Consider the following 16,052-nt stretch of genomic DNA (forward strand, 5'->3'; position numbering starts at 1 on the left):
GCTCCATTTGTCGGGAAACATTGTGGACTCCCCGCAGGCGTCCGATACAGTCGCCTACCTGCCCGTGCCGACCGGCGCCACCGCCTTCCCGTTCCTGACCGGCTCACCCACGTCACCCGGCCGGAACGGCACGGCCATCGGGTCCATCGGCTGGATCGAGCCATCGGGATTGAACGCCATCCTCGCCAGCACGGTCTGGCGCTGGTAGCCGTTCCCCTGCGGCAGCGCGTGGCGGTGATAGGCGACGTACCAGCGATCGGTGCCCGGTACGTTGACGACGCTGTGATGCGCGGTGGCGACAGCCGGCCCGCTGCGCCGCAGCACGATGAAATCCCGCTCCGGCGAACGCACCGGGCCGAGCGGCGAATCGGCCACGCCCCAGCCCACCCGGTAGTCCGGGCTGCGCGCGTCGTCGATCGACCACATGAAGTAGTACTTGCCGTTGCGCTTGAAGACCACCGGCGCCTCGCGGTGGTCGCGCAGTTCGATCGTGTGCACGGGGCCATCCAGCGTGACCATGTCCGGCTTCAGCTTGTAGACGTTGCCCAGCTTGCCGTTGCCGTAGTAAAGATAGGCCTGGCCATCGTCGTCGATGAACGGATACGGGTCGATGGTATTGGTCTGCACGCCCGTGCCCTTGGCGACCAGCGGCTTGCCCAGCGCGTCGACGAACGGGCCGGTGGGCGACTTCGACGTAGCCACGCCGATATTGCCCTGCGCGCAGAAGTACATGTAGTACGTGCCGTTACGCTCGATCACGTCCGGCGCCCAGGCTTCGACCTTGGCCCATTTCAGGTCGTTGGCCACGTCCAGGATCATGCGCTCCTTCTTCCACTCCACCAGGTCCTTCGACGACCACACGGAAAAATCGGTGGTCTGCCAGTTCGGCTTGTCCGATGTGGGATATATATAGTAGGTGTCGCCGAACAGCCGGATCGACGGATCGGCCGTGAAGCCATCCAGGATGGGCGGCGGGGCCGGCTTCGGCTCCACTGCTTCCGCCCTCGGGCGCGCGGTGCCAAGCTCCTTCGCCAGCCAGGCCGGCACCGCCAGCACACTGCCATGCCGCTGGCCGTCCGCCACCGAGACTTGCGCCGACACATCGGTCCACGTCTTCCAGTCGGTGGTCTGGAAGGCGCCATAGCGCTTGTCCGCATAGAAGTCGACCAGCAAGGTCGTCCTGCCGTCCTGGGTGTACAAGGTCGGCCCCTCGGCGCGCAAGCCGCTGACGATCGGCTCGGGCATCACCCGCCAGGGACCGAGCGCGCGGTCGGCCACGGCCCATCGCACCGCGCCCCATTTGCCCGCCTTCTGCCGGTCGCCTTCCTTGAAGACGCTGAAATAGCGGCCTCCATCGCGCACCACCGTGGTATCGATATGGTCGAAGCCGGGGTCGAGGAACAGTGCCGGTTCGCTGAACGTGACGAAATCCTTCGTCGTCACATAGTACGTGCGGTGGTTCATCCGCTCGGCCGATTTCGTCTCCGGGAAGCGGCCGTCGATGTCGGACGATACCGTGATCACATACTGCCCGCCCGCTTCATCGTAGAACGTCTCCGGTGCCCACGCATCCGTGGCTCCCGCGGTCTTCTCGAAGATCGGCAGGTAGCGCTGGGCCGACCAGTTGACCAGGTCCGTCGATGCCGCGTAGCCGATGCCCCTGTCCTTCCAGCCGGTGGTCCATACCATGCGGAACACGCCGTCGGGGCCGCGCAGGATATGCGGGTCGCGCATCAGCCCCGATCCGACCGAGGGGTTCAGGAAGATCTTGCCCAGGTCCGTCCACGCCTTGCCGTCCGCGCTGGCCGACAGGTGCAGGCCGTCGCCCTTGCCGTGGAAGGAAGTGAACAGCCACGTGATGTCGGGCCACTTCGATTGCTGGGCCTGGGCACCGGCGGCAAGCGCCAGCAGCGCCATGGCCAGCGCGGGGCGGCGCCAGGTCGGATTGGTGGGCATGGTCTCCTCCTTCGTCGTGCAGGGTTCGTCGTGCAGGGTTCGTCGTGCAAGGTTCGTCGTGATGGGCGCCGTACCTTAGCACGCAGAGCGGCGGCTCGAGCGGCACCCGGGGCGATCGCTCATCGGGTTGATCGGACGGCCGTGCCATCTCCCTGCCATGGCGGCGCTATAACGCTTCCGGATAGCGCGCGGCAGAAATGGAATAGCAACGGTATTGCAATAGGGTCTACACTTTTCGGTCCACCATCACACGTGCAACCCATGTTCAGACGCCTGTTTCCCCTTGTCGCCTTCGGCTTCCTCGCGCTCGCGGGCGCGACCGCGCATGCCGCCGAAGCCCCGGTCCGCGAACGGATCGCCTTCAACGCCGACTGGCGCTTCCACAAGGAAGCCTTCCGTGAAGCGGAATTCCTCAAGGGCGACGCCGGCAGGAGCGGCCCCTCTGACCAGCCAATCGCGCAGCCGGGCTTCGACGACAGCGCCTGGCGCAAGCTCGCCGTGCCGCACGACTGGGGCATCGAAGGCCCGTTCCGCCAGGAGTACCCGAACGACACGGGCAAGCTGCCGTGGTGGGGCACGGCCTGGTACCGCAAGCACTTCACGCTGCCGGCCACCGATGCCGGCCGCCGCGTCTACCTGGACATCGATGGCGCGATGTCGAACGCGCAGGTATGGGTCAATGGCCGGCACGTGGGCGGCTGGCCGTACGGCTATGCGTCGTGGCGCGTCGACCTCACGCCGCACGTGAAACCCGGCGGCGCCAACGTGGTGGCGGTGCGGCTCGACAATCCGCCGGCCTCGTCGCGCTGGTACCCGGGCGGCGGCATCTACCGCAACGTGTGGCTGGTGAAGACGGCGCCGGTGCATGTGGCGCAGTACGGCACCTTCGTCACCACGCCGCTGGTGACAAAGGAATCGGCAACCGTGAACGTCGAGGTCACGGTGGACAACCGCGGCACGGACACCGAAGTACAGGTCGCCAACGAGATCTACGCACTCGATGGCGCCGGCAAGCGCACCGGCCCGGCCGTGGCAAGCAAGGCACCGGCCAGCCCGTGGAAGGCGCCGGCCGGCCACCAGGTGCAGCTCACGCAGGCGCTGGCCGTGGCCAATCCGCGGCTGTGGAGCACCGCCGCGCCGCAGCGCTACGTGGCCGTCACGACGGTGACCGACAAGGGCCGCGTGGTCGATGTAGTGGAGACGCCGTTCGGCATCCGCACCATCGCCTTCGATGCGGAGCGGGGCTTCCTGCTGAACGGCACGCGGCTGACGATCAACGGCGTGTGCCAGCACCACGACCTGGGCGCGCTGGGCGCGGCGATCAATGTCCGCGCGCTGGAACGCCAGCTGGAGATCCTGCGCGAGATGGGCGTGAACGCGATCCGCACCAGCCACAATCCGCCGGCGCCGGAACTGCTGGACCTGGCCGACCGCATGGGCTTCGTGGTGGTGGCCGAAGCCTTCGACATCTGGGGCCTGAAGAAAACGCCGAACGACTATCACCTGCATTTCGCCGAATGGCACGAGAAGGACCTGCGCGCGATGATCCGCCGCGACCGCAACCACCCCAGCGTGATTGCCTGGAGCATCGGCAACGAGATCGTCGAGCAGGGTGCGCGCGAAGGCTGGAAGGTGGCGGCCCGCCTGTCCGAGATCGCCCGCGGCGAAGATTCCACACGCCCGACCACGGCGGCCTACAACCATGTCGGCTCCGGCTACAACGGCTTCCAGAACGCCGTCGACGTGTTCGGCTACAACTACAAGCCGCACGAGTACGCGAAATTCCACGAGCACGCGCCGCACATCCCGCTGCTGGGCAGCGAAACCGCGTCGACCGTCAGCTCGCGCGGGAAGTACTTCTTCCCCGTCAGCGACGACCAGTCGAAGGGCCAGGCCAACTTCCACGTCAGCAGCTATGACCTGAGCGCGCCGCCGTGGGCCTCGCCGCCCGACAAGGAATTCCGCGGCCAGGACGACAATCCGTTAGTGGCGGGCGAATTCGTGTGGACCGGCTTCGACTACCTGGGCGAGCCGACGCCGTACAACAGCGACAGCACCAACCTGCTGAACTTCACCGACCCGGCGCAGCGGCAGCGCATGGCGCAGCAGCTGGACAGCCTGAAGAAGATCGCCGTGCCGTCGCGCAGCTCGTACTTCGGCATCGTCGACCTGGCCGGTTTCAAGAAGGACCGCTTCTACCTGTACCAGGCGCGCTGGCGCCCGGAGCTGCCGATGGCGCACCTGCTGCCGCACTGGAACTGGCCGGAGCGCGTGGGCCAGGTCACGCCGGTGCACCTGTACACGTCCGGCGACGAGGCCGAGCTGTTCCTGAACGGGCAATCGCTGGGCCGCAAGAAGCGCGGCCCGCGCGAGTACCGCCTGCGCTGGGACGACGTGGTCTACCAGCCCGGCACGCTCCAGGCGGTGGCGTACAAGGACGGCAAGCGCTGGGCCGAGGACACCGTGCACACCACCGGCAAGGCGGCGAAACTGCTGCTGTCGGCCGACCGGCAGGCGATCCGTGCCGATGGCGACGACCTGTCGTTCGTGACGGTGACGATCGCCGACAGGGATGGCCGGCCGGTACCGCGCAGCGGCAACCGCGTGAAGTTCACGCTGAGCGGGCCGGGCGACATCATCGCCACCGACAACGGCGATCCGACCAGCTTCGAATCGTTCCAGTCGCGCGAGCGCAATGCGTTCAACGGCCTGGCGCTGGCGATCGTGCGCACGCGCGCGGGACAGCCGGGCAAGCTGGTGTTGACGGCAACGGCCGATGGACTGGGCAGCACGAAGGTGACGCTGGAGAGCAAGGCGCCCTGAGCGCACAGGGTTCAGGGGCAGACGCGATGCCGCTTGGATAAGTCCACCCCAAGTGCAAATTCTGGGGTCAGAAAGGAATGCTGGCATGCATGCCAGCACCGTTCCGCAGGCGCGAAGCATGCTTCGCGAAACCCCTGCTCCACCCCGACGGGTCTGACCCCAGCCCTTCGCTGTTGGGGTGAATGCATGCACATCCAATGTGTCGGGTAACGTTTAACGTAGCGGCATTGGAGGCAGAGGCAAGCGGGTAGCGCCAGGAGGCTTCCGGCTGCGGGCTGCGGCTACAATAGCCGCTTTGTCCGGCTTCGCCCTCCTTCATGATCCCCGGCCTGCCCGCCTCCCCCTTCCGCCTCGACCGCACGCGCAACGCATCGGCGCAGGTGTTCGACCATTTGCGCCAACTGATCGTGACGCTGGCACTGGCGCCGGGCACGCAACTGCACCGCAACGAGCTGGCGGACTACTACGGCCTGTCGTCGACCCCGCTGCGCGATGCGCTGTCGCGGCTTGGCGAGGAACGCCTGGTCGACATCGTTCCGCAGCAGACGACGACCGTCAGCCGCATCGATGTCGACGCGGCGCGGCAGGCGCACCTTCTGCGGCTGTCGCTGGAACTGGAAGTGGTCAATACGCTGGCGCGGGCGCCGGATACGTCACTGGGCCTCGCACTGGAACAGCACATCGCACAGCAGCGGCTGGCCGCGCAATTGCAGGATGATGCGGCGTTCGACCGCGCCGGCACGGCGTTTCACCGCCAGCTGTTCGAGTTCGCGCACGTTGCCGACCTGTGGGAACTGCTGCAGCGCCAGGGCGGCAGCCTGGAACGGCTGCAGCGCCTGCAGCAGCGCGCCGATGTGGAACGCGTGCTGGCGGATCATGCCGGTATCGCGGAGGCGATCGCCGCCGGCGACGGCAGGCTGGCGATGGACTGCGTGCGGCGCTGCCTGGGCGATGCACTGGAGGGGGTCGAGGCTATCCGGGAACAGTATCCGGAATACCTGGCACTCGGCGCCGGCGCCTGAGGTTAATCCCGCGCGAGACTCGGCTTGTTCGGATGGTAGGTCCAGCCGGGCACCAGGTAGCGCATCGCCATCGCATCGTCGCGCGCGCCGCCGGCCACTTCCTTGTATAGCGCGTGGGCCGCCTCGATGCGCTCCATGTCCGGCTCGATGCCGAGGCCCGGCTTGTCCGGCACCGCCACGGCGCCTTGCTCGATGCGCAGCGGCTCGCGCGTCAGGCGTTCCGCGCCCTCCTGCCAGATCCAGTGCGTGTCGATCGCGGTGATCTCGCCCGGCGCCGCGGCCGCCGCATGCGTGAACATCGCCAGTGACACGTCGAAGTGGTTGTTCGAATGCGAGCCCCATGTCATGCCCCAGTCGTGGCACAGCTGCGCCAGGCGCACCGAACCCTGCATGGTCCAGAAATGCGGGTCGGCCAGCGGGATGTCGACGGCGCCCAGCAGGTGCGAGTGGCCCATCTGGCGCCAGTCGGTGGCGACCATGTTGGTGGCGGTGCGGATGCCGGTCGCGCGGCGGAACTCGGCCATCGTCTCGCGGCCCGAATAGCCGTTTTCCGGGCCGCACGGGTCCTCCGCGTAGGCCAGCAGGTGGCCCTTGCCCTTGCACGCGGCGATGGCCTGCTCGAGCGACCAGGCGCCATTCGGGTCCACCGTCACGTTGCCGTTCGGGTGACGCGCCTTGATCGCCGCCACCGCCAGCAATTCATCGTGCGGCGACATCACGCCGCCTTTCAGCTTGAAGTCGCGGAAGCCGTATTTCGCCACCGCCGCATCGGCCAGGTCGGCCACCGATTCCGGCGTCAGCGCCTCGCGGTGGCGCAACTGGTACCAGTCATTGCCAGGATGGGAAGCGTCGGCCGCGCGCAAGTACGGCAGATCCGTCTTGCCGGCATCGCCGATGTAGAACAGGTAGGCCAGCATCGTCACGCTGTCGCGCTGCTGCCCGTTGCCGAGCAGTTCGCAGACCGGCACCCCCAGGTGCTGGCCCAGCAAGTCGAGCAGCGCCGCTTCGACCGCGGTGATCACGTTGTCCAGGCGCAGGTTGATCTCGTGCGGCTGGCGCAGCACGGCCGCTTCCGCCTCGTTGGTGACCTGGTGCTGCATCCCGCCAGCCGCTCCGAATGCGGCGCGCAAGCTGTTCAACGTGCGCTGGTAGCGGCCTACCGGCATGCCCACCACCAGCGGGACGATCCGTTCCAGCGCCTTGAGGATGCCCTCTCCGCCCGGCACCTCGCCCATGCCGGTATGGCCGGCGCTGTCGGTCAGCAGCACGATATTGCGCGTGAAATACGGCGCATGCGCACCGCACAGGTTCAGCAGCATGCTGTCGCGGCCCGCGACGGGAATCGCGCGCATGGAGGTGATGACGGGAGTGGTCGAAGTCATGGTCGGATGGGCAGGAAGTAAGTCGCTAGCGGTCAGCAATGTGTCCGAAAACCGGGGTCAGACCCCGGTTTTTGGAAAGATATTGGCAAAGCGGCATACACTCCGCCGTGATGCACTAATATATCACGGCGGGCGAGATGACAGGCGGCAAATCAACCGGCCAGGTAGTCCGGATACTGCTCGCGCAGGGCGATGAGCCGGGACAGCGTGCCGCTCAGATGGTGCCGGACGCATGCCTCGGCACGGCCGGCATCCCCGGCGGCGATGGCGGCGGCGAGGTCGGCGTGCTCGCCCAGCACCGATTCGGCCTTGCCGTTCAATTGCATGTGCAGCCGTCGCAGGCGATCCATGTTGCCGCTGTTGCCGCGCATCAGCCGCCACAGTTCCGGCGCCCGGGCGGCGGCGAACATGCGTTCGTGGAAGGCCTGGTCGGCATGGATGAACGCTTCGACATCGCCCCGCTCCAGGCATTGCCGCTGCCGCGCGACCAGTGACTGCAAGGCCTGCGCGAGATCCGGGTCGCGCCGCCGGGCCAGCGTGCGGGCGATTTCCAGTTCCAGCGCCAGCCGCAGGAAGTGCGCGTGGCGCGCCGAGTCGATGTCGACCGCGCTCACCCGCGTGCCGTGCTGGGGGAAGATGTCGACCAGGCCCTCTTCCTCGAGCTTGAGCAGCGCATCGCGCACCGGCGTGACGGAAACGCCGTAGCAGCGCGCCAGCTCGTTGCGGTCGAGGTCTGTGCCCGGCTTGAACGCCAGCGTGACGATGGCGGCGCGCAGATGCTCATAGACTTGCCGCGCCGCGCCGTGCGACCTGTCGATCACGAAGGGAGCGGCCAGTTCAAGCATTGCCGGGGTGCGCCGATGCGGCAGGCCGCGCGCCGTAGGCATCGCGCAGCGCGCGCAAGGCCAGGCCGATCAGGTCGCCCGCCGTCAGCCCGGCATGCAGCTGCGTCGCGTTGCCGTAGGCGATGTCCATCACCAGCGCGCCCAGTTGCAGCACGGGGACGGGCGCCACACCGCCCGGGAAGATCTTCGTCAGCCGGGAGCCCACCTGGTGCCACTCGTCGTCGAACATTTTGGTATGGCGCGCCGCCACGGCGGCATCGGCGCGGGCGAGGCGGGCCATGTCCACCACCAGCAGGCGCAGGTCCGGTTCGTGGCGCATGCCGTCGGCCCAGCCGCAGACGGCGGCGATCAGTGCATCGGGATCGTCCAGCGCATCGAGGCGGCGGCACAATTCGTTGGCCTGGCCCAGGGCGTAGAAATCGAACATCGCGAAGAACAGCTCGTCCTTCGATGCGAAGTTCGAGTACATCGCCCCTTTCGAGTAACCCGCTTCCTCGGCGATGCGGTCGATCGACGCGCCGGCATAGCCCTCGCGGGTAAACACGACGGCGGCGGAAGCCAGCAGGCGTTCGCGCGTGCGGGCGCGGCTTTGTTCCCGGGTCAGGCGCAGCGGCCTGGCAGGGGGGATACCGGCGGGCGTTGCAGTGGCGGCGGCAGATGCGTCCTGGTCAGTCATGATCCTGTTCGTAGAAGGGTCAGCCCGCGTCGCAGATGACGGTCGGCGTGACGGACATGCCCACCTTCAGCAGCTGCGCGGCGCGCTGCCCCGGATCGATGACGATCTTGACGGGCAGGCGCTGCACCACTTTCGTGAAGTTGCCGGTGGCATTGTCCGGCGCGATCGGCGAGAACGATACGCTGCTGGCGGGCGCGAGGCTGTCGACATGGCCGGTCAGCGTGGTCCCGGGCAGCATGTCGACCGCAATTGTAACGCGCTGGCCGGCACGCATCCTGGCCAGCTGCGTTTCGCGGAAGTTCGCCTCGATATAGGCATGCTGCAGCGGCACGATGGCCAGCATCGCCGCCCCCACCTGCGCATAGGCGCCGACCCGCACGGCGCGCTGGCCGACGATACCGTCCACCGGCGCCTCGATGCGCGTGTACGACAGGTTCAGCTGCGCGGCCGCGAGGGCCGCCGTGGCGCGCGCCACCTGGGCCTCGGCCTGCGCCACCTGGGCACCCAGCACGTCGAGCTGCTGCCTCGCCGCCGCCAGCGCGGCCATGTCGGCCGCATGGTTCGCCGCGGCGGCTTCGGTCTGCGATTCGGCCTGCTGGCGGTCCTGCACGGAAGCCGATCCATCGGACGCCAGGTCGCGGTAGCGTTCCGCATTGGCCTTCGCGTATTTCAGCGTGGCGGCGCCGGCATCGATCGCGGCGGCGGCGCGCCGGATGGTGCTGCCTTGCTGGGCCGTGGCGGCGCGGGCGCTGGCCAGGTCGGCCTGCGCCCTGGTCAGCTCGGCGCGGGCGATGTCGACGGCCACCACGAAATCGCGGTCGTCGATCCGCGCCAGCAGCTGACCCTTGCGCACGGCCTGGTGGTCCTCGACCAGTACCTCGGCCACCTTGCCGGCCACCTGCGGCGCGACCAGCGTGAAGTCGGCCGTCACGTAGGCGTCGTCGGTGCTCTGGCGGCTGCCGCCGCCTTCATCATGGGTCAGCGACCAGGCGCTGCCGGCTGCCAGCGCGGCAAGGAGCACGCCGATGGCGATTTTTGCGGAAGTGGGAAGAGACATCGTATCCTCGATTGATTGCAATTATTGTTTGGACGGCAGCGCGGGCGGCGCGATGTACTGCAGCGACAGCACGGGCGGAACCAGGGCCAGCGCCAGTGCGCCGAGGGCAGGGTAGCCATCGGCGATTGACAGCACGAAGGCCTGGTGCGACACGCGCCCGGCCACGCCGGCCAGCGCGTCCGTCGGCATGGCGCCGGCGCTGCGGCGCATGTTGGCGGCACCATCGAGCAGCACGTTGGCATGCGTGGCTTCGCGCACCGCCAGCAGGCGCGCCACGATGGCGCTGCCGAACATGGTGCCGAAGGCGCGCAGCGTGTTGACGATGCCGGACACCTGCGGCCCTTCCATCGGCTGCACCACGCTGGTGGCCAGGAACAGAAGCGCGATCACGGCCATCGGCTGGCCGAACGCATGCAGCGCCTGCGCCAGCGCGAATTCGGCCGCCATCCATTCCGGCGTGATGCGCGAGCCTACCCAGCAGGCAGCAGCGATCAGCACCAGGCCGGCGCAGAACACATGGCGCGCGTCGATCCATTTCTTGTACAGCAGCCAGGACACTGCGGGACCGAGGATGAACTGCGGCAGCCCGACCTGCAGGCCGATGACGGCCAGCTGCGGCGTACGGAAATGCCACGCATGGCCCAGGTAGTCGGCCGGCAGCAGGGAGCCGGACAGCAGCACCACCAGCATGCCGACAAACACCGTGAAGCCCAGGCCCAGGTTGCGGCGGTGCAGCAGCTGCAGCTTGATGAAGGGCATCGGGTGGAACCATTCGCAGACCAGGAAGATCGCCAGCAGCGCCGATCCGCCGCCCAGCAGCCAGCACACCAGCACGCTGTTGAACCAGTCCAGCCGCTCGCCCTGCGACAGGCCGATGCCGATCATGACCAGGCCGGCCAGCCCCGTCACCAGGCCCGGCAAGTCGATCTGGCGGAAGCGCTCCAGGCGCACCGGGTCTTGCGGAATGCCCCACCCCACCGCGGCCAGCGAGAACAGCGCCATCGGCACCGTCTGCCAGAACAGCAGCCGCCAGTCGGCCACGCCATCGGTCCATGTGGCGGACAGCCAGGTGGCCACGTTGGGCGCGAAGGTGGCCGTCATCGCATACAGCGCCAGGCCATACAGGCGGATCGGGGCCGGGAAGAAGCGCAGCGCAGCGGCCATCAGCACGGGGATCAGCAAGCCGCCGAAGAAACCCTGCAGGCAGCGCAGCACCAGCAGCGCGGCCGGATCCGGCGCCAGCGGCGTGGCGAGGCCGAGCAGCGTGAAGATCGCCACCACGGCCATGTGGTAGCGGCGGAACGAGAACGTGATCGCGAACCACGCCGAGAACGGCATCGCAGCCAGCTCGAAGGCGCCATACAGGCTGGCGACCCAGCTGCCGTCGTCGATGCCCATGCCGTACACGGCGCGGATGTCGCCCAGCGCCAGCGTGCCGATGCGGCTGTTCAGGCCCGACATCATGGCCGCCACGAAGACGCCCATCACGCCGGTGAAAAGCCGTGGGCCGAAGGGGTGGATGGCGGGTGCGGGTGGCGCAGCGGGAGTCGGTGCCGGTCCGGCCATGCTCAGTTGCGCGGTCATGCTCCCTGCTCCCGCGCCGGCTTCGCGGCCAGCCGGAGCGCTGCCCCGACCGCTGCCTGCTGCGCCTCCGCCAGCGTGGCGCAGGTGCCGCCATCGGCCAGTCCAGCATCCTCCCAAGTCTGGATTTCCCAGTGCCAGCGACCATCGAACTCGTCCGGCCAGACGCACAGGCGGCGGTGGTCAACGCTGTAGAGCTCGGCGTCGAGATCGAGCACCCACAGCGGCAGGTCGGATTCGTCGGAAGGATGCCAAGCGTGCATGGGCAGTCGGAAATTGATGAAAAGCATCAATTATACCGACCGGTATTTGAATTACAAGCGGTATTACACTTGTGAAGTTTTTGCCGGGTAAGCCACCGATATGGTGTCGGACACCGGCTTTACGGTGTCGGTCACCGGTTTTCGCGTGCGTTCCCGCAGAAGACCGGTGTCCGACACTTTTCCTGATGAAGCCCAGGAAAAATGTCCGACACCAGGCGCATCGCGGCTAGCGGTTTTCCAGCCAGTCGGCCAGCACCTCGTCCGTGTGCTCGCCCAGCATCGGCGGGGCGCGGTGGTACGTGACGGGCGTGGCGGACATGCGGATCGGGTTGGCGACCAGCGGCACGGTGCCGGCAAGCGGATGCGGCATCTCGATGCGCATGCCGCGCGCCTGCACCTGCGGGTCGTCGAACACCTTGTCGAGCGTGTTGATCGGGCCACAGGGAACGCCGGCGCCTTCCATTCGCGCCACCCAGTCGGCCGTGGCGCGGGTGACCGTGACCGCATGGATGCCGGCGACCAGTTCCGCGCGGTGCCGCACCCGCTGCGGGTTGGTGGCATAGCGCTCGTCGCTGCCCCACTCCGGCCGGCCCAGCACCTCGCACAGCTTGCGGAACTGCCCGTCGTTGCCGACGGCGACGATCATGTAGCCGTCCGCCGTGGCGAACTCCTGGTAGGGAACGATATTCGGGTGGGCATTGCCCATCCGCCGCGGCGCCGCGCCACCGACCAGGTAGTTGGACGCCTGGTTGGCCAGCACGGCGACCTGCACGTCCAGCAGCGCCAGGTCGATGTGCTGCCCTTCGCCGGTGCGCTCGCGGTGCGCCAGCGCGGCCAGCACGGCATTCGATGCGTACAGTCCCGTCATCACGTCGGTCAGCGCCACGCCCACCTTCATCGGGCCGCCGCCCGGTTCGCCGTCGGGCCGGCCGGTCAGGCTCATCAGCCCGCCCATGCCCTGGATCAGGAAGTCATAGCCGGCGCGCTGCGCGTACGGGCCATCCTGCCCGAAGCCGGTAATGGAACAGTAGATGAGACGGGGATTGACGGCCGCCAGGCTGGCGTAATCGAGCCCGTACTGCGCCAGTCCGCCCACCTTGAAGTTCTCCAGCACCACGTCGGCCCGTTCCGCCAGCCGCCGCACCAGCGCCTGCCCCTCGGGCGTGGCGATGTCGATCGCCACCGAGCGCTTGTTGCGGTTGGCGCTCAGGTAGTAGGCTGCCTCGCTGGTCGGATTGCCGTCGCCGTCGGGCAGCCACGGCGGCCCCCAGGCACGGGTATCGTCGCCGCTGCCGGGCCGCTCCACCTTGACGACATCGGCACCCAGGTCGGCCAGCAGCTGGCCGGCCCACGGCCCGGCCAGCACGCGCGACAGGTCCAGCACCTTCAGGCCGGCCAGCGCGCCGGCGTTGATCGCGTGCGCCATGGCGGTCAGAACGCCGCGATGCCCGTCATCGCGCGGCCGAGGATCAGCGCGTGGATGTCGTGCGTGCCTTCGTAGGTGTTGACCACTTCCAGGTTGACGAGGTGGCGCGCTACGCCGAATTCGTCGCTGATGCCGTTCCCGCCCATCATGTCGCGCGCCACGCGGGCGATGTCCAGCGCCTTGCCGCAGGAATTGCGCTTCATGATCGACGTGATCTCGACGGCTGCCGTGCCCTCGTCCTTCATGCGGCCCAGCCGCAGGCAGCCCTGCAGGCCCAGCGTGATCTCGGTCTGCATGTCGGCCAGCTTCTTCTGCACCAGCTGGTTGGCGGCCAGCGGCTTGCCGAACTGCTTGCGGTCCAGTACATACTGGCGCGCGCGGTGCCAGCAATCCTCGGCCGCGCCCAGCGCGCCCCAGGCGATGCCGTAGCGGGCGCTGTTCAGGCACGTGAACGGGCCCTTCAGGCCGCGCACGTCGGGGAAGGCGTTTTCTTCCGGGCAGAACACCTCGTCCATCACGATCTCGCCCGTGATCGAGGCGCGCAGGCCCACCTTGCCGTGGATCGCCGGCGCGGTGAGGCCCTGCCAGCCCTTCTCCAGCACGAAGCCGCGGATCGCCCCTTCGTCATCCTTGGCCCACACCACGAACACGTCGGCGATCGGGCTGTTGGTGATCCACATCTTGCTGCCGCTGAGCTTGTAGCCTCCGTCGACCTTCTTCGCGCGGGTGATCATGCTGCCCGGGTCGGAGCCATGGTTCGGTTCCGTCAGGCCGAAGCAGCCGATCCATTCGCCGGTAGCCAGCTTCGGCAGGTATTTCTGTTTCGTCGCCTCGTTGCCGAACTCGAAGATCGGCACCATCACCAGCGACGACTGCACGCTCATCATCGAGCGATAGCCGGAATCGACGCGCTCGACCTCGCGGGCCACCACGCCGTAGCTCACGTAATTCAGGCCGGCGCCGCCGTACTGCTCGGGAATCGTCACGCCCAGCAGGCCCAGCTCGCCCATCTCCCGGAAGATCTCGATATCCGTCTTTTCGTTGCGGAAGGCTTCCAGCACGCGCGGCGCAAGGCGGTCCTGGCAATAGGCGCTGGCGGAATCGCGCACCATGCGTTCCTCGTCGGTCAGTTGCTGGTTCAGCAGCAGCGGATCATCCCAGTGGAAGGCGGCTTTGTGCTTGGATGTCATTTCAGGATCTCGGGCAGGTTGAACATTAACGCAATGTACAATCACGCCAAACGTGCGGCAAACGTTTTATACGCACTGATCTGTGCGGTTTACGCACTTGGAGAACCCGATGCGCAGGAAAATCCCCTCTACTCTCGCCCTGTCCGCGTTCGAAGCGGCGGCCCGCCACCAGAGCTTCACCAAGGCTGCCGACGAGCTGGCCGTCACGCAGAGCGCCATCTGCCGCCAGATCGGCGCACTGGAGGAATTCCTCGGCGTGGCCCTGTTCCGGCGTGGCCGGCGCGGCGTCGCGCTGACCGAAGCGGGCCAGGCCTACAGCCGCAAGGTAACCGCCCGGCTGGACGACGTGGAACGCGATACGCTGGAACTGATGGCCGGCGGCGGCGCCGGCGGCACGCTGGAACTGGGCGTGGTGCCGACATTCGCGACGAAATGGCTGTTGCCGCGCCTGCCGCGCTTCCAGGCCCTGCACCCCGGCATCACGGTCAACCTCGCTTCGCGCACGCGCCCGTTCCTGTTCGACGAAACGCCACTGGATGCCGCAATCCACGCCGGGACCGGGTTCTGGCCGGGCACCGAGGGCATCGTCCTGATGCATGAAGACCTGGTGGCAGTGAGCAGCCCGGCCCGCCTTGGACCGGCAAGCGTCACCATGGACTGGCAACGCCACCCGCTGCTGCAGATCAGCACCCGTCCGTACAACTGGCGCGACTGGTTCCGTTCGCTGGGTCTCGCCGTGGACCACGACATGGCCGGCCCCCGCTTCGAACTGTTTTCCATGGTAGCGGAAGCAGCGGTGCACGGCATGGGCATCGGCCTCGTGCCCCAGATGCTCGTCGAGGATGAGCTGGCCCGCGGCACCCTGGTACTGGTCACGCCGCATGTGTACCGCGGCGACAGGTCATACCGCTTGCTGTACCCGGAGCACAAGACGGAACACGCACCGCTCGCGGCCTTCAGGCAATGGCTGGCGGATGAGGCGGCACAGTACCCTCGGGCGCGAAGCAGGTAGTCCAGGCGAGGCGACCGGCAAATGCTATAAATATATTTTCTTGACGGCCATACATGTGGATGCAAATATAGCAACTTTCAACCACAGGAAATGTCATGCGCCTTCCCGTTCTGCTCGCCGTCCCCCTCGTGTCGCTCCCGGCCCTCGTTGCCATGCCGGCCCAGGCGGCCCTTGTCCAGTATGCCTATACGGCCACCGTTTCGAAGATTGCCGAAATTCCAGGCGGGACGGGAACCGTCAACTGGCTGGATTCCAGCACCCTTGCAGGGCCGACGATCTCGGTCGGCAATACCTGGACGGGCACCTTCTTTTACGACACCGACCTGGCCCTGGACACGTACCAGCCCGGTCCGGAGGAACACGGCAGCTACCAGATGTATACCGGGGCTATCGGCTCCACCATCACGGATGCGCAAACCGGCCTGTCGTTCAGCTCTGATCCGGCACTGAGCTGGCTATCGCGGCTGTCCGTGCAAGACTCGCCAGACGGTGCGGGTTCGGACTCTCTGTCGTTCACAGCCCACCGTTCCGGTACGGATTTCGAAACGGGCTCGTTCTGGTTCCATGACCTCCATGGCAATGCGCTCGCAAGTTCCGCCGTGCCATCGAGCTTGGCACTTGGCGACTTCCAGTTTGCCCGCGTGAGCTACAGCTTCCTGCAGGACGGTACCAATAACTGGATGAGTGCCGATGCCGACATCACCTCGCTGACGCTGGTGACGGCCCCGGTTCCCGAACCCTCGACCTACGCCATGCTCGGCCTGGGCCTGGCAGCACTGGCGATGACAAAGAAGCTGCGCCGCGCCTGACATGCGCGCA

The 16,052-nt window shown here is 67.4% G+C and carries 13 protein-coding genes; 4 read left to right on the plus strand and 9 right to left on the minus strand.

The annotated features are described in order from the left end of the window. Positions 1-54 precede the first annotated feature (54 nt). Complete coding sequence (locus tag OU994_RS19295) at positions 55-1,956, minus strand: family 43 glycosylhydrolase (RefSeq protein WP_281607225.1); 1,902 nt, start codon at positions 1,954-1,956, stop codon at positions 55-57. A gap of 261 nt (positions 1,957-2,217) precedes the next feature. Here OU994_RS19295 and galB point away from each other — a divergent pair, with 261 nt between their 5' ends. Together galB and OU994_RS19305 are read left to right on the plus strand one after the other, a co-directional pair. After that, the gene (gene galB, locus OU994_RS19300; protein ID WP_281607226.1) at positions 2,218-4,779 is read left to right on the plus strand and encodes a beta-galactosidase GalB; all 2,562 of its coding nucleotides are present in this window, start codon (positions 2,218-2,220) and stop codon (positions 4,777-4,779) included. 317 nt (positions 4,780-5,096) lie between these two features. Beyond that, a complete protein-coding gene (locus tag OU994_RS19305; protein WP_281607227.1) occupies positions 5,097-5,801 on the plus strand; it encodes a GntR family transcriptional regulator in 705 nt (234 codons plus the stop codon). 2 nt (positions 5,802-5,803) lie between these two features. Here OU994_RS19305 and OU994_RS19310 read toward each other — a convergent pair whose 3' ends face one another. The 8 genes from OU994_RS19310 to OU994_RS19345 form a co-directional block, all read right to left on the minus strand. After that, positions 5,804-7,183, minus strand: a complete 1,380-nt coding sequence (locus OU994_RS19310) for an enolase C-terminal domain-like protein (RefSeq protein WP_281607228.1) — start codon at positions 7,181-7,183, stop codon at positions 5,804-5,806. 152 nt (positions 7,184-7,335) lie between these two features. Continuing rightward, complete coding sequence (locus tag OU994_RS19315; RefSeq protein WP_281607229.1) at positions 7,336-8,028, minus strand: GntR family transcriptional regulator; 693 nt, start codon at positions 8,026-8,028, stop codon at positions 7,336-7,338. Further along, positions 8,021-8,704, minus strand: a complete 684-nt coding sequence (locus OU994_RS19320) for a TetR/AcrR family transcriptional regulator (protein WP_281607230.1) — start codon at positions 8,702-8,704, stop codon at positions 8,021-8,023. The genes OU994_RS19315 and OU994_RS19320 overlap by 8 nt, the downstream gene beginning before the upstream one ends. Before the next feature lie 19 nt (positions 8,705-8,723). Then, positions 8,724-9,761 carry an HlyD family secretion protein gene (locus tag OU994_RS19325; protein ID WP_281607231.1) on the minus strand — a complete coding sequence of 346 codons (1,038 nt, stop codon included), beginning with the start codon at positions 9,759-9,761 and terminating at the stop codon, positions 8,724-8,726. Between the two features lie 21 nt (positions 9,762-9,782). Continuing rightward, on the minus strand, positions 9,783-11,345 hold the full coding sequence (locus tag OU994_RS19330; RefSeq protein ID WP_281607232.1) for an MFS transporter: 1,563 nt from the start codon (positions 11,343-11,345) through the stop codon (positions 9,783-9,785). Continuing rightward, positions 11,342-11,605: a hypothetical protein gene (locus OU994_RS19335; protein ID WP_281607233.1), complete on the minus strand. Its 264-nt coding sequence runs from the start codon at positions 11,603-11,605 to the stop codon at positions 11,342-11,344. Before OU994_RS19335 ends, OU994_RS19330 begins: the two co-directional genes overlap by 4 nt. A gap of 226 nt (positions 11,606-11,831) precedes the next feature. Beyond that, positions 11,832-13,031, minus strand: a complete 1,200-nt coding sequence (locus OU994_RS19340) for a CaiB/BaiF CoA-transferase family protein (protein ID WP_281607234.1) — start codon at positions 13,029-13,031, stop codon at positions 11,832-11,834. 5 nt (positions 13,032-13,036) lie between these two features. Continuing rightward, entirely contained in the window at positions 13,037-14,221 is a 1,185-nt protein-coding gene (locus OU994_RS19345; RefSeq protein WP_131145525.1) for an acyl-CoA dehydrogenase, read from the minus strand. 109 nt (positions 14,222-14,330) lie between these two features. On the opposite strand from OU994_RS19345, the gene OU994_RS19350 reads away from it, so the two are divergent. Next, the gene (locus OU994_RS19350) at positions 14,331-15,233 is read left to right on the plus strand and encodes a LysR substrate-binding domain-containing protein (protein WP_281607235.1); all 903 of its coding nucleotides are present in this window, start codon (positions 14,331-14,333) and stop codon (positions 15,231-15,233) included. Between the two features lie 95 nt (positions 15,234-15,328). Then, a complete protein-coding gene (locus OU994_RS19355) occupies positions 15,329-16,042 on the plus strand; it encodes a PEP-CTERM sorting domain-containing protein (protein WP_281607236.1) in 714 nt (237 codons plus the stop codon). The last annotated feature ends 10 nt before the right edge of the window (positions 16,043-16,052 follow it).

Source organism: Pseudoduganella sp. SL102 (assembly GCF_027856995.1).
Classification (GTDB): domain Bacteria; phylum Pseudomonadota; class Gammaproteobacteria; order Burkholderiales; family Burkholderiaceae_D; genus Rugamonas; species Rugamonas albidiflava.